This window comes from Prevotella communis (assembly GCF_022024175.1).
GTDB classification, from domain to species: domain Bacteria; phylum Bacteroidota; class Bacteroidia; order Bacteroidales; family Bacteroidaceae; genus Prevotella; species Prevotella communis.
Genome location: NZ_CP091794.1, coordinates 848,618 through 861,784, shown reverse-complemented (window position 1 = coordinate 861,784; position 13,167 = coordinate 848,618). Strand labels below are relative to the sequence as shown.

Genomic DNA, 13,167 nt, shown 5'->3' with positions numbered 1-13,167 from the left:
CTTATTGTAATGATTTTCCTAATTCAAATGCCTCGTTCAAGGCATCGGTATTTTTAATGTCGCCTTTATCCTTAGCGCCACGAACCAACACGCGACCGGCATCCTCCAGCTTGAAGAAGTTCAGGCAGAGCTGGTATTGCGCGAGGATGCTGTCAAAGAGTTCGGGAAGCGTGGCGGCACCAACAAGCAGCAGCGCCATCTTCTTGATGGGGAACGTATCCCTGATGGGATTATGACAGCGGTCGATGACGGCCTTCAGCTGTGCACTCAGTCCGTAGAAATACACAGGCGATGCTATCACGAGCATATCGGCATGAGCCATCTTATCGTAGATAGTCTGCATATCGTCCTTCTGCACACAAGTATTATCTTTGCTCTTGAAACAGGCGTTGCACCCCATGCAGGGATTGACCTTGTAATCGTGAACAGAGACAACCTCTACATGGTGCTTCTGCGAGGCACCTTTGACGAATGCCTCAACCAGCAAATCCGTATTGCCGCCCTTCCGGGGGCTTCCTGAGAGAATCAGTATATTCATATTCAAAACATTTTTCTGTTTGACGCTGCAAAATTACATATTGTTACGGGGATTACCAAACATTTGGGATAAACAGCACGAATTTGTGACGAATGGACGGATATTGAGATAACTAATGGCGTAATGAAGCGAGTATACATTGTTCATCGTTTTGAAATGCGTTTCAATTTGAGTATAGACGAACGGTAGTTTGCGTATAGGCACACAATCATTTGGGTATAGGCCAACGATAGAAAGGTGCCGTTTTTCTCCCTGTTACCCTTAGGCTTTCTCCCTGCGAACCATAATGTTTCCCCTGCGAGGCCTAATATCCGACAGCAAAAGCGGTTACGGTTACAACTGTAACCATGTAACCGCAGAGGTAAAAAGAACAACTACAAAAATGTCATATTATACTGATATTTAGCTGCTTACAATAACGCATAATAGTCAAAACAACAAAACTGGTTACATGGTTACAGCTGTAACCATGTAACCAGTTTCCATTGTCCTAACTCGAACGCCTCGTTCAAAGCTTTGTTATTCTGAAAGTACAACGGTCGCTTCCCTTGAGAATCGTATTCTCAATCCGAACCTCGAAATGGCTATCTGGTTCAAGTTGCGACAAGATATATAGGATGCTCTGTCGTGAGCACTCACATTGCTGCGGATGGTTTCTCAGCCCACATTTTACTTTAGGGCACGTACATTCCAGATAACTCAGTTCATAAATCTTTCCTGGCTCAATCACCCTACCCGTATAGGACTTGCTGTTGTACCCTTCCGTATAGATCCTGTCAAAATCCCCATTATACTTGGCATATATTTGCTTATGTATCTGGAGAACATGATCTTTTACACATTCGATGGCTTCTTCTCTATAGCATGCAATCATTTCATTCATATAGTGTTTATTGTCTTTTATTGTTCCAGCATTACTCATAATCTACTTTTATTTAGCATAAAACATAAGATATTCCTCCAAATGGGCTTTGATATAATCAATGGTATGATGTCCTTCGTTTAAATGATTCTGAACCTGAGCGCCACGGGCTGCCAATCTTTCTGCCAGTTGCGCACATCCTCGATAAAATCCACCTTCGTCCTCACTTCCTGCGTCAAGATAAATCTCCATAGTTGAAGGCAAAGTACACTTCTGAACCAGGAAAAGCGGATTATTTGCTTTCCATTGCTCACTGGTTCCGAAATAATGCAGGTCGTCATCATCCAATACGTCTTCGATGGCAGGCATGTGACCGCCTACTCGCTCAAATAAATAAGGATGGCGGAAAGCGTAGTTCAAGGCAATGAAGCCTCCAGCCGAAACCCCTCCAATGCAACGTACACTCGTTTTGTATCGTTTCTCTACAATTGGCATCACCTCGTTAAAGAAATAATCTTCGAAAGCACCTAATCCTAGCGCATCTTCCATCCTTGGGCAGACAATTAGCATTGGTTTCATCCTGCCGTCTGCAATCATTCTGTCTGCAACGGTTTGTATATCCAAAGCATGAATAATAGACTCGTCGCCACTACGCCCGTGCATAAAATAAAGCGTAGGCAACCCCTCCGTAAAGTCAGCAGGCACATAGACCATCATTGCCATCGCTTTCCCAAGTACCTTGCTTTGTATTTCTATTGTGTCTATTTTTGAATTATTCATACTCAAATATCTTAAGATCTTTATTGCCAACGATGAGCTGCTTGATTCTTGGCATAATGGTGGTGTAGTGCTGGCTGGCGACATGAGCCTTAAAGGCATCATTATCAAGCCAAGTCTCGCAAAACAACAGGCATGTTGGAGCACTACCCTGGAAAAGGTCGTAAGAGAGGTTGCCCTCTTCTAAACGCGATTGCTCAATAAGTTGCCGTGCCATCTGCTTTACCAGCTGGGCATCAGCCTCATCCTTTACATTAAACATACTATTAACTCTTACCATAATTATATTCCAATTTAATGTCCCCTATGTTTCAATGACTAATACTTTCATTTTAACTAAGTCTTTCAATTGCCTTGCGGCATTTTTGTTTGTCTTTGTCTGTGAGTTCAGGATGCATTGCTGTGCCGCCGCGCTCGATAGTGCTTACAATCTTAAATCCCGCATAGTGGGCGATTTCACGCATGGCGCGGATGGCGCCGCGCGACTGCTTGAACAGGATGTTCCAAGGCCAAGGCGTGGTGCAGGTGCTGATGAGGATACACTTCTTGCCTTTCATCAGCGGCTCTGGAAAGCGTGGGGTGTCGCGCATCATGCCATAGACCTGACGGTCGAACATCAGCTTCATCTGTCCTGGGATGTTGCCCCAGTAGCAGGGCGCACCCATGATGATGGCATCGGCCTGCTGCATCATCTGCAGTACCCGCTGCGAATCGTCCTCAGCGAGTACGCATTTCTCCTTCGTTCGACAGGCCATACAGCCGATACAGGGCTTCACGGTCAGGTCGTTGGTATAGACCATCTCCACCGTATCGTCTCGTTTTTCCGCTTCCTCGCGCATGATGCCGAGCATCTGCGATATCAGTCCCTTCTTACGAGGACTTCCGTTAATGATTAGGATATTCATTTGTATTCTACAAGTTTCTTCACCTCGCAGCCTTTGCTTTCGTAATAGGCGAGCATCTCTGGGAGCTTTTTCAGGTCATAACTGGTGACGCAGTCTGAGAGGACATGCACCGTGAAGCCTGCCTTGGTCATATTGAAACACGTCGATTTCACGCAGCCTGTAGCATCCGCGCCAGCTACGTAGAACTCATTGATGCCGTTCGCAGCGATGAAAGCAGAAAACGCCTCGCTTGTAAGGGCGTTGCTTTTCGTCTTTACGAAGATATTGTCTGACACGACCTTCATCTCAGGAACCAGTTCTTCGCCCTTGCTACCTGGCTTGAACGTTCGCGTAGCAGCCGTGATGTTATTATGCTTGATATACACAACCTGCATACCCTCAGCCACAGCCCATTCAATAGCGGCATTGATGTTATCGATAATGTCACGATAGTGTTTGGTGATATCATTCTGAATGTCGATAACGACAAGTGCTTTATTATTCATCTTATTATTCTTTTTTGTTTTCAATTATAAAATTACGATTACTCAATGTCGAAACTTCTTGATTTGACGTATTAAGTTAGCATAACCTAAGCCATAACTCATCTGAATTGCCGCCCCATAACAAATGGGGCGGCAAAAATGATTTCTACTCTATCGGAATCTGAATCACCGATAGCCATTTCTCCGGGTCTTCCTGATTCCAGGCACCATCAATATAACAGGTGCGATGCTGGCCAACTACTTTGTACCCTTGCTCCTCTATGTAGCGGAAGGCTTCGGTAAACGACTCATAGAAGCGTTCGTAAGGACCAACGTGCTTCATGCAGAGGGCCTTGGGTACAGCAGGCAAACGTTTAAACTTGATGATGGCGCTGTCTTGGCCCATCTCCTCCACCTGTTCGCAATACTCGATATCGATGTCCGTCGGTGTGTACTCCTTGTTATGCTCCACGGTGAAGCAGTAACCTGGCGGTGGACACTTACAACCCAAACGCTGCATTTCGGGTCCAATCTTCTCGACACACATAGGGCCGATAGCGGCGTAATTAGGAATTACTTCACGATGACTTGCCACGATGATTTCGGGCAGAGATTGAATACTAATCTTTTCCATTGTCTTCATTTCTTTGCGAGCGTTCTTCCAGTCGAGCAGTTGATTACGACGGGCAATCAGCAGTTTCAGCTCAGCCTCTGTTTCCTTTATCTTCTCAGTAAGCTGGCGGATGGTAGGAGTGTGAGAATATGAATCGCACAGGTCCTTAATCTCATCCAGCGAGAAACCGAGACGTTGCAGGTCGCGTATAGTTTTTAGCCGTTGCATCTGGTCGATGCTGTAATAGCGATAGCCCGTCCACTCGTCCACCTCGTCAGGCACAAGTAGTCCCTTCAGTTCATAATGACGCAGAGTTTTAACTGTTACCTGCATCAACTGTGAGAACTCTCCGATTTTTAATTTCTTTTTAAAATTCATAATCGCGCGATGTATTTGCTAAGCGACTGCAAAATTAAGCTATGCCCTTAGGGACGAGTCAAGAGAAATGAATATTTTAACACGGATTTAACACTTGAACAGTTCCAATCTCAAAACTCTGATAGGCCGATTCGCGCCCTGATACTGGTTCGCATCAATGCAGGTTTCGCCTGTGGGAACGAAACCACACTTTTCCATTACTCTACCAGAAGCTGGATTATCTACGAAGTGGCCGCTAATGAGCGATTTGATGTCTGTCGATTCTCGGATGTGGTCTAACATCAGGCGCAGCGCCTCTGTACAGATGCCTTTATTCCAATAGGGCTTGGCCACCCAATAACCAATGAGCGGTTCACCCTCGCGGGCCGGCAGATCGCACTCGCACGACGGGCCGTACCCCATAGCGCCAATAGGCTCGTCAGTCTCTTTTAGAACGATAGCCCATGTGTGCAGCACGTCATTAAATACAGTGCGAATAATCTCCAGACTCTCCTCCACATTCTGATGAGGTGGCCATCCTGCACGAGGCCCCACATCAGGATCAGAAGCCCATTTATACAGTGTCTCCGCATCCGATTCGCGCCAAGGGCGCAATATGATACGATTTGTTTCCATTGTAATTCTATTCATTTGATATTATCGTTTTCTCTTCCCATGCTTTTTGGGAAATAGCCAAACAACAAATAAGTATAAACACCAGCCACGCAAACGGGTTATGAGGCATGAAAGCGACAGCCGCTATGCCATCAACGCTCAGTGCACCATATATCAACATATATGGCCTACGTAGAAACGGATGTTCTTTTACTTTCTTATGTAGCATTGCTATAAGCAAGCCGCACACTATTAGTAGCATGCCACACATTAGGCTCATATAAATCATAGCCTGCTGCTTGGCCGGACTTAGCAACTCCAAACCACCATTAATTAATGGAGTAAAAGTAGCTACGATATGGATGACACCCATTGTTGCAAGCGCCATCGCAAAAATACGGATAGACTTCATTATCTCTAATCAATGATTATTCTGCTCGATTGTAAACGAGCCAATCTCTATCAGGTTTCCATCAAGGTCGGCCACATAGCATGTGCGCTGGCCCCAAGGCTCTGTGGTGGGAGGAAGAACAGATATCGCTCCATGGCGGAGTGCATGCTGATATTCCTTGTCAACATCGGCATACGAAGGAACATCGAATGCTAATTCAACAGTGCCGTTGAGCCCCATAGGATATTGGAATTTGTAAGACACCATCTGCTCGAAATCACTACGAGGATAGAGGATGATACGCATGTCGCCCAGCATCATCTCCACGTTTGGCTGAATGCCATCCCAGTCGGTGGTGAAACCAAAAGCTTTTGTATAGAAATCAACAGTAGCCTTATTATTACTGGTAAAAAGGCCAATGGTGTTGAATTTGAATCGAGGACGTGGCGAGTACAACTTTACCAGTCCGTCGCTCATAAACGTGTACCAGCCATTAATCATTTCTGGCGTATCGTTCTCAAGCAGTTTCAGCAACTCGCGTGTAAACTCAAGATATCCCGAACCATTGGCTGTAACGATACGACCATCTGTTACAGCCTGCTCGTTCACATAACCGGCCTCGTTGGTATAGTTGTTGCCACCCCACAATTTCAGTTGGTTGATACCATTTCCTGTATGTTTGATGTTGTTCAGCAATCCCTGTTTGGCCATCCACGAAGCGGCATTACAGATAGCCCCCACAACAACACCTTTGCTCAGCGCATCCTTAACAATGGGCAACACGCGCTCAGCTTCGGGATTCATCCAACCGAAACCACCTATCAGTACCAAGGCAGCATAATCGGCAGGCATGGTTTCGAACGAATAGTCGGGCAGGGTTCGCATGCCGCCTTGCGATTTTACAGGCTCCATCGTTGGGGCTACCATCTTGTTAATATACTTAGGTTCCTTGCGAAAGCCTATGGCATCGGTGCTCACTGCACCTGGCAGAAAACCTATCTCGTGCTCGGCATAATTATCCAGCAATATGTACAATATTTCTTTCATCATTTTACAACTTGTTTTTTATTACCAATTCCATTTCTTTTCCACTCCATTCTTCACCATCTATCTGATAAACATCTGTTCCTGTCATAACGAATCCTACCGACTCGTAACAATGAATGGCCGACGGGTTATTGTCGAACACCCCTAAGGTAATCTTCTGAGCACCAAAATCTTGTTTCGCCTTCAGGATGGCCAACTGCAGCATCTGTTTGCCATAGCCTTTGCCACGTTTCGAATCGTCCACAATAACAAAGCCAAAACGAATAACGCTTTTATCCTCTGAGGGAAATCTCAATAGGATATGCCCAATGATTTCCTCCCCCACAATAGCAGTGAGCGGATACATATTTTCTCCCTTATACTGCTCTATCATCTCCTCAGGCTGAGCTGGGAATTCTTTATACCTGTCAGCACTCCAAAGCCGGAAGGCATGCTGATCTTTGCACCAACTCAGAATGGTCGGAGCATCGTTGATATTGAATGGTCGAAGTGTCATCATATCACTGTAATCCCAATCATTTTAGTCACGCTGTCGGTATTGTTTCAGCAGGAGTGGGGGAAGTTAACGTGCTTCGGGGGTGTCACAAAATCTTGCATATTTCGTATATTTATTCGTTAAACGAACTAATCTTTATCATTGTTTAAGTTCAAAGAAATAGAAGTCTGTCCAGCCGGTGTTCTCAGCGTAGAGGTGCTGCTTGCCACGATACTCAAAGCCGAGACGCTCGTAGATTTTGTGGGCGGGTGTGTTTGAGGCGAGGGCATCGAGACGGATGGCCTGCATGCCTTTACTCTTTGCCATACGGATAGCCTCGCGAATCATCTCCGAACCAATACCTTTGCCCTGTGCGTCGGGGCTTACGGCAAGGATATGAATCACAGCCACCTCTTCATCGGCTACTTGCCGCGACCAGTCGATGGCGTGATAATCCTCACCCTGATACATCGTCACTGCCATCGCGCCGACGATGACACCTTGCTCACGGTAAATGTACATGCTACCCTCGTTGATATAGGCACTGATGCCTTCTTCCGTTGGGTGCTTGCCTTTTTGCCAGCGAGCGTAAGTGCCCATCTCTGGCGTACGCTCCGTTACATCATCATAGAAAGCGATGATGGTCTCGAAGTCGTTTTGTGTTGCTAATTCTAATCTCATAATCTATTACTCAATTACGAAACTACGTGGATAGAAATCGCTGTAGAAACGACCATCGGTGGCGGTGAACTTCAAGACGCAGTAGTTAGGGTCGGTGACGCCGCCAGGATAATACTCTGTGTCGCCATCGCGCCAGATCATCTCCTTGCTCTTAGCATCCGTCAGCACCTCCATCGTACCTCTGAGCATCATGCCTTTAAAGCCTTTGGCATCACAGAAATAAATGCTTGCCTTGGGGTTGGCCTTGTATTGAGCCACACGTATTGAGAATGTGTTGGTGGTGAAGTAGAAGGTTTTGATGCCCTCGCGTTTACGTGGTTTCAGCATGGCCTTGGTCCAAGGAAAACCTTCTTGGTCTACTGACGAGATATAAGCGATGGGCAGTTTGTCGGCCATCTTTGCAATGAGTTCTTTAACACCGGCTAAAGCGGGATTAGCATTCATCGTTTCATCGTTATTCACATCCAGCGTTTGGCGCCAACGCTTCAGCTGAGGGAAATACGTTTTCATCATGCCGATGTACTCCTCTTTAGTAATAGGTTTTTCCAACCCCTCATTAACAGCATTCACAAACTGAGCACAATGCTCAATCATCTCTTCCATCGAACAATCCTGCAGGAACTGGCCATCCTTGTAGCAGTACATGCAGTAATCTTCATTCTTACTTCCATCGGCATTCGTACCGAGGACATCTTCCGTGAGCGGCATTCCGCAGCTCTGGCAAAATTTCTGTTTCATATTATTATCGTTTTATACGTTTCGATGCTGCAAAAGTATAGATATATGACGAAATAACCAAAGATCTGGGATAAACTGCACGGATTTGTGACGGATGGTAAATACTATCGGAACTTACCGCTGAGAATCCTCTTGTGCAGACATTTTACGGCGGGCTTGTAATAGTCAATCTCCAACGCTTCGAGGGTACGCTTCAGTTCGTCCATCAGTTCCGGATAGAAGCTGCACATGCGAAAGGCGAGTTTCATGCAGAGCGTCTGGATGCCAGGGAATTCCTCGATGCTGACCATGTGTTCGAAACAGAAGTCGAGGAAGTCTGTCCTTAGATTGTCTTCGTCCATCTTCAATCGCTCGATGATGTTCAGCGTCAGTCGCCTCACGGAAGAGTTCTCCGTATGCATAGCCTGGTCTATCAGTTCATTTTGAATGACCTGCAATGCCGACAGTTCTTCGTTCGTGGCTTTGATCAGTCCCCACAGGGCACTCCTCGTCACGCGATAGTCCGAATCGAACGCATATCGCTGAGCAAAGCCCAGGAAATCACCAGTAGCCTTTACATCTTGGTATATCTCCTGCGCTCCGCCCTCGGAAAACGTCTGTCTCAGTCTCTCGCTCGTCATGGTCATATCGAATTAATGATTCGTTGCAGTTCTTCCAGGAACCGGGCGGCGTGCTTGCCGTCCATCTGGGCATGGTGAAACTGGAAGGAGATGGGGAGCGTGGTCTTCAGCCAGCCTTTGCGATAGCGGCCCCAAGCCAGGAAGGGATTGTTGAAGATTCCGCTGTACTGGTTGACGATGCTGTCGAACTCCGTGCCTGTGACGGCCGACGTGCCCACGATAACGGCTTCATCGTCGAGGATGTCCTGACAGGTCCGGCTGATGGTCTCCGTAAGATGCATGTAGTTGGCATTAAACTGTTCCAGATCGTCGTTGACGGCCACGTCGCAGAAGCTGAGTCCGCCCTTGACGTTATCTGCTATCACGTTGATGGCCATGCGGTCATATTTATATAGTTTCCCATCCTTAGGCAACATATAGAACTCCTCAATCTGTGATGCAGCCTTGCCGATGCACCAGCACAGCAGCATATTGAACTTCATGCTACGTTTCCTACTCACCTTACGTAGCCGCGTCACATCGAAGGTCTTGGTGAACGTCACCATCGGCATAGGCGACTTTGTCCACAGCTCGAAGGCGATGGCCCTGTTAGTATCCTTGGGATTGATTTCCTGTTTCATTTATGTCTTTACTCTTTAATAAATGATTTCAGTTTCCCGTTGAACATCTCAGCCTGCTCCATGTGGATAAAATGACCGCATGTGGTCAGTTCGGTGTAGTCGAGATGGGGATACAGCCGTTCCATCTTCTGACGATTGTCAGGATCGAGACCGCTGTTCTGCGTGCAGACGACCATCGTCTTCACCTGGATAGGCTTTTGTGACCACCACTGGCGCTCCACCAGGTTGCGCATGGTGCTCGATGCCACATACTGCGGCGTCTTAGGCATCACGCTCATGGCATAGTCGGTGATGCCCTGAGGCGTCTCAGGACCAGCCAGCGAAGTGACGAATCCTGTGATAACCTCACTACATTCAGGTCCGTCGAAAGCATGGCCAAACTGCTTCACGGCTTCCACATATTCAGGCGTTTCCGTACCGTCGTAGAAGCAATAGACGCCATCGATATCAACAAGACTGCCCTGTCGGCCACCCTTCAGTACCTGACGGCAGACGGGCGTACCAAGACTATGTCCCACAAGGACAACATCCCCCACATTTTCCTTGTCCAGCACCGCATTGATGGCCTTGGCAAAGAATTCGAGCGTGTACTCCACATGTGGCTTACTGCTCTCGCCATAGCCAGGCAGGTCAATGAACAACAGGCGCAGATGACTGTCATCGCTCAGTCCCTCGAACTGCTTCTCCCAAGTATTGAGGTCGCAGCCGAAGCCATGAACGAAACAGATGGTCTTGTCGCCATCGCCATAAGTCTTATAATGTACGCGAACGCTATCGTTGACCGTTGCATACGCTGAGTCGATATCACCCAGCTTCTCTGGTTTCACACAACATCCTGTCAGCATCAAGCCCAACAGGAATAGTAAAAATACTTTTTCTTTCATTGCATTTATTTGTTTTGATGCTGCAAAAGTAGTGTTTATTACCGATTTCACCAAGCAATTGGGATAATCTGCACATTTTTGTGACGAATAACTTGGAATATTCGCCATTTTTCCTCGACCTAGAACTCCACACGGTAGGCGATGTTGGGGAAGGTCAGCGAGGTGAACTTGTCGACAATCTCGTGGGTCTTCAGGTCGAAGGTCTGTCCCTGGAAGGTCTTCATCTGCAGGTATTCCAAGATGATGTGATGCGCCGTGTGCTGCTTGTTGATGGTGTATTTCACAGAGAAAGCATAGCCCACGTTCATGCCCTTCTGCTTGGTGTAGGGATCCATGCCCTCGTCAATGGGAACAGACTTGTCTGGACGCTTCATCACATCCTCGAAGGTGATGCCGTCAGGGATGGGCGTATAGCGGTCGCCACCCATCATGGTCAGTCGGCCGTTGATGCCGAAGACGTTTTTCTTGGCCTTGCCGATCATCCACTCCTTACCACCAAGGATATTGGTGATATAGCGGCGATCATGGCGCGAGTGGTGCCACAGGCCCTGCGCGTCGCGATACTCCGCCTTAAACAGCGTGGCCGTCACCATGCCATAGAATCCGTCCTTCAGATAGCGCTCCAGCGTGAAGTCGATACCATAGTTGCGCCCGGCACCCTCGTTGACCAAGGCACGGTCCTGGAAGAAGTTGCGATGATTCAGGATAGAATAAGTTGTGCCATCCTCTACGGGTACATCAAACAGCCACTGCCAGTAGGGCTCAATCTTCAGAATGATGTTCTCGCCCAGGCGCTGTGCAAACGAGGCCGAGATATGATGCGAGCGAGTCAGACCGAGGTTCTTGTTGGGATTCTTACCATCCATCAGTACGAAATACGTATCCGTTGTTTCCTTGCGGCTGTTCATCGCATAAGCCACTGAGAAGGTGCTCGATGGCGATATCTTGTACTGCATGCTGACGCGAGGCTCCACCAGCCACTGGTCGTTCAGGTTGAACCACATCACGTTGACGCCTGCCACCGTTGACAACCGGCTGCTGAGTGCCACCTTGTGGTTGGTGTAAAGACGCGTCAGGCCCGTATTGCCATCAGAATCATACACACGATAGAGCGGACCGCCCGTCTCGTGGATATAGTCCATCCAGGTGCTGAAATCCAGGTGCTGATGTTCAAAACCATTCTGCATGGTGTATCGTGAAGAGAATTTGTGTTGGTGCTGGGTGCTGATAATCACGTTCCACTGCGAGTTGCGACCAGCCATCTCAGGCGTCATGTTCATCTCCGTGGTGTAGTCGTTGACACCCAGTTTGCGATAAGAGCCCGTAAAAGCCACGCTGGAGTGGAGCGTGCCGCCTGTGCGGAACCGATAGTTGTGCGTGAGCCCCACGGCACAGTTCTTCTGGCGCGACCACGAGTCGTTCATGTCCCACAGCGTCTCCCATTCCGACACGTCGGGCACCTCGTTCTCATAGCGGTCTATCAGTCCCGTGAACCACAGGGCGAAGGTGCCGGCACTCCTGGTAGGCATGTTCAACTTGAAACTCAGGTCCTGATAGTCCAGCGTCTCCTTCTCCATATTGATGGCATGCAGTTTCTTGGCTATCTCCAGGAAACTGTAGCGGTAGTTCACCAGATACGACGCCTTCGAGCCCTTTGCCAACGGACCCTCGGAGGCGAAATCAATGCCCAGCGTGCCCACCTGGATGGCGTGCTCGTACTTCGTATTATTACCCACGCGCATCTTCATGTCGAAAGCACCTGAAAGGGCATTGCCATACTCGGCAGGCATGGCCCCCGTGAGGAAGTCGCTGTTGGCCAGTACCGTACCGTTGAGCGAGGTAAACACACCGCCGCCAGCCTCGGTTATCTCGGCAAAGTGGTTGGGATTAGGCACCTCTACCCCCTCAATGCGCCATTGCAGCATCTGGGGCGAGTTACCATGAATAGAGATGCCATTGGTGGCACCGCCTGTGGCCACGCCGGCAAACATCGAGGCCGTGCGGGCAGGATCGGCCATACCGCCTGCATAGCGACTGGCCTCCTCAACGCTGAACATGCGAGCGCCTACCTGCGCCATGTCATTCAGCGGCAACTGTTTGTTAACGCGAGGCTTTACCACCACCTCGCCCAGTTCGGCGACATTCTCGCACATTCTCAGCGTGAGTACCAGTTCCTTACCCGACGATACCAGCTGTTCCTTCAGCAACACGGGTTCATAGCCTATGAAAGTGGCACGAACGGCATGTCGGCCCACGGGTACATTATTAATGGCAAAGTTTCCGTCTGTATCAGATACGGTAGCCAGGGTGCTTCCGTTTTCCACCGTTATCGTCACACCTATCATTGGTTCGCCAGAGGCCACGTCGCATACATGTCCGCGAATGGTCTGTGTAGCGGTTTGGCTGACCTGCGCCATCATCTCCGTAGCGCCAAGCAGCATCATCAGGGCTGCTCCTAAAAACATTCTTTTCATCTTCTTTTTTTTCTTACATCGTTATCGATTTGACACTGCAAAAGTAGGTTTTATTACAGATTCTGCAAAATATCTGGGATAAACTGCATGAAAATGTGACGAATTG

At 48.2% G+C, this 13,167-nt stretch carries 16 protein-coding genes and 2 pseudogenes; all 18 read right to left on the bottom strand.

Annotated features, from left to right (window positions below):
* Nucleotide 1 precedes the first annotated feature (1 nt).
* Nucleotides 2-538 (bottom strand): flavodoxin family protein, encoded by a 537-nt coding sequence (locus L6466_RS03355; RefSeq protein ID WP_237802083.1) that lies wholly within the window; start codon nucleotides 536-538, stop codon nucleotides 2-4.
* Between the two features lie 931 nt (nucleotides 539-1,469).
* Nucleotides 1,470-2,180, bottom strand: coding sequence for an alpha/beta hydrolase (locus L6466_RS03350; RefSeq protein WP_237802084.1), 711 nt, complete (start codon nucleotides 2,178-2,180; stop codon nucleotides 1,470-1,472).
* A complete protein-coding gene (locus tag L6466_RS03345; protein WP_255779797.1) occupies nucleotides 2,173-2,457 on the bottom strand; it encodes a putative quinol monooxygenase in 285 nt (94 codons plus the stop codon). Before L6466_RS03345 ends, L6466_RS03350 begins: the two co-directional genes overlap by 8 nt.
* 52 nt (nucleotides 2,458-2,509) lie before the next feature.
* Nucleotides 2,510-3,082, bottom strand: coding sequence for a flavodoxin family protein (locus tag L6466_RS03340; RefSeq protein ID WP_237802086.1), 573 nt, complete (start codon nucleotides 3,080-3,082; stop codon nucleotides 2,510-2,512).
* Nucleotides 3,079-3,567: a cysteine hydrolase family protein gene (locus L6466_RS03335; RefSeq protein ID WP_237802087.1), complete on the bottom strand. Its 489-nt coding sequence runs from the start codon at nucleotides 3,565-3,567 to the stop codon at nucleotides 3,079-3,081. Before L6466_RS03335 ends, L6466_RS03340 begins: the two co-directional genes overlap by 4 nt.
* Before the next feature lie 145 nt (nucleotides 3,568-3,712).
* Nucleotides 3,713-4,537: a MerR family transcriptional regulator gene (locus L6466_RS03330; protein ID WP_091818873.1), complete on the bottom strand. Its 825-nt coding sequence runs from the start codon at nucleotides 4,535-4,537 to the stop codon at nucleotides 3,713-3,715.
* Nucleotides 4,538-4,624: 87 nt separating this feature from the next.
* Entirely contained in the window at nucleotides 4,625-5,167 is a 543-nt protein-coding gene (locus L6466_RS03325; protein ID WP_237802088.1) for a GNAT family N-acetyltransferase, read from the bottom strand.
* Nucleotides 5,160-5,543 (bottom strand): hypothetical protein, encoded by a 384-nt coding sequence (locus L6466_RS03320; RefSeq protein WP_237802089.1) that lies wholly within the window; start codon nucleotides 5,541-5,543, stop codon nucleotides 5,160-5,162. Before L6466_RS03320 ends, L6466_RS03325 begins: the two co-directional genes overlap by 8 nt.
* Before the next feature lie 9 nt (nucleotides 5,544-5,552).
* Nucleotides 5,553-5,978, bottom strand: a complete 426-nt coding sequence (locus L6466_RS03315; protein ID WP_237803565.1) for a VOC family protein — start codon at nucleotides 5,976-5,978, stop codon at nucleotides 5,553-5,555.
* Nucleotides 5,961-6,572: pseudogene (locus L6466_RS03310) on the bottom strand (DJ-1/PfpI family protein); the annotation flags it as partial. The gene L6466_RS03315 and the pseudogene L6466_RS03310, both read right to left, overlap by 18 nt.
* A 1-nt stretch (nucleotide 6,573) precedes the next feature.
* Nucleotides 6,574-7,068 (bottom strand): GNAT family N-acetyltransferase, encoded by a 495-nt coding sequence (locus tag L6466_RS03305; RefSeq protein ID WP_237802090.1) that lies wholly within the window; start codon nucleotides 7,066-7,068, stop codon nucleotides 6,574-6,576.
* 135 nt (nucleotides 7,069-7,203) lie between these two features.
* Nucleotides 7,204-7,725 (bottom strand): GNAT family N-acetyltransferase, encoded by a 522-nt coding sequence (locus L6466_RS03300; RefSeq protein WP_237802091.1) that lies wholly within the window; start codon nucleotides 7,723-7,725, stop codon nucleotides 7,204-7,206.
* Between the two features lie 6 nt (nucleotides 7,726-7,731).
* Complete coding sequence (locus tag L6466_RS03295; RefSeq protein ID WP_237803566.1) at nucleotides 7,732-8,169, bottom strand: pyridoxamine 5'-phosphate oxidase family protein; 438 nt, start codon at nucleotides 8,167-8,169, stop codon at nucleotides 7,732-7,734.
* Between the two features lie 90 nt (nucleotides 8,170-8,259).
* Nucleotides 8,260-8,433, bottom strand: a pseudogene (locus tag L6466_RS03290) (zinc ribbon domain-containing protein); the annotation flags it as partial.
* A gap of 134 nt (nucleotides 8,434-8,567) precedes the next feature.
* Entirely contained in the window at nucleotides 8,568-9,083 is a 516-nt protein-coding gene (locus L6466_RS03285; RefSeq protein ID WP_237802092.1) for a hypothetical protein, read from the bottom strand.
* Nucleotides 9,084-9,085: 2 nt separating this feature from the next.
* On the bottom strand, nucleotides 9,086-9,703 hold the full coding sequence (locus tag L6466_RS03280; RefSeq protein WP_237802093.1) for a CatA-like O-acetyltransferase, family 2: 618 nt from the start codon (nucleotides 9,701-9,703) through the stop codon (nucleotides 9,086-9,088).
* A gap of 8 nt (nucleotides 9,704-9,711) precedes the next feature.
* Nucleotides 9,712-10,587, bottom strand: coding sequence for an alpha/beta fold hydrolase (locus tag L6466_RS03275; protein WP_237802094.1), 876 nt, complete (start codon nucleotides 10,585-10,587; stop codon nucleotides 9,712-9,714).
* Nucleotides 10,588-10,706: 119 nt separating this feature from the next.
* Complete coding sequence (locus L6466_RS03270; RefSeq protein ID WP_237802095.1) at nucleotides 10,707-13,061, bottom strand: TonB-dependent receptor; 2,355 nt, start codon at nucleotides 13,059-13,061, stop codon at nucleotides 10,707-10,709.
* Nucleotides 13,062-13,167: the final 106 nt, after the last annotated feature.

Excerpts from the sequence above, each read along its gene's own strand:
- L6466_RS03355 (WP_237802083.1), bottom strand. The coding sequence starts at position 538 with ATGAATATACTGATTCTCTCAGGAAGCCCCCGGAAGGGCGGCAATACG.
- L6466_RS03350 (WP_237802084.1), bottom strand. The coding sequence starts at position 2,180 with ATGAATAATTCAAAAATAGACACAATAGAAATACAAAGCAAGGTACTT.
- L6466_RS03345 (WP_255779797.1), bottom strand. The coding sequence starts at position 2,457 with ATGGTAAGAGTTAATAGTATGTTTAATGTAAAGGATGAGGCTGATGCC.
- L6466_RS03340 (WP_237802086.1), bottom strand. The coding sequence starts at position 3,082 with ATGAATATCCTAATCATTAACGGAAGTCCTCGTAAGAAGGGACTGATA.
- L6466_RS03335 (WP_237802087.1), bottom strand. The coding sequence starts at position 3,567 with ATGAATAATAAAGCACTTGTCGTTATCGACATTCAGAATGATATCACC.
- L6466_RS03330 (WP_091818873.1), bottom strand. The coding sequence starts at position 4,537 with ATGAATTTTAAAAAGAAATTAAAAATCGGAGAGTTCTCACAGTTGATG.
- L6466_RS03325 (WP_237802088.1), bottom strand. The coding sequence starts at position 5,167 with ATGAATAGAATTACAATGGAAACAAATCGTATCATATTGCGCCCTTGG.
- L6466_RS03320 (WP_237802089.1), bottom strand. The coding sequence starts at position 5,543 with ATGAAGTCTATCCGTATTTTTGCGATGGCGCTTGCAACAATGGGTGTC.
- L6466_RS03305 (WP_237802090.1), bottom strand. The coding sequence starts at position 7,068 with ATGATGACACTTCGACCATTCAATATCAACGATGCTCCGACCATTCTG.
- L6466_RS03300 (WP_237802091.1), bottom strand. The coding sequence starts at position 7,725 with ATGAGATTAGAATTAGCAACACAAAACGACTTCGAGACCATCATCGCT.
- L6466_RS03295 (WP_237803566.1), bottom strand. The coding sequence starts at position 8,169 with ATGAATGCTAATCCCGCTTTAGCCGGTGTTAAAGAACTCATTGCAAAG.
- L6466_RS03285 (WP_237802092.1), bottom strand. The coding sequence starts at position 9,083 with ATGACGAGCGAGAGACTGAGACAGACGTTTTCCGAGGGCGGAGCGCAG.
- L6466_RS03280 (WP_237802093.1), bottom strand. The coding sequence starts at position 9,703 with ATGAAACAGGAAATCAATCCCAAGGATACTAACAGGGCCATCGCCTTC.
- L6466_RS03275 (WP_237802094.1), bottom strand. The coding sequence starts at position 10,587 with ATGAAAGAAAAAGTATTTTTACTATTCCTGTTGGGCTTGATGCTGACA.
- L6466_RS03270 (WP_237802095.1), bottom strand. The coding sequence starts at position 13,061 with ATGAAAAGAATGTTTTTAGGAGCAGCCCTGATGATGCTGCTTGGCGCT.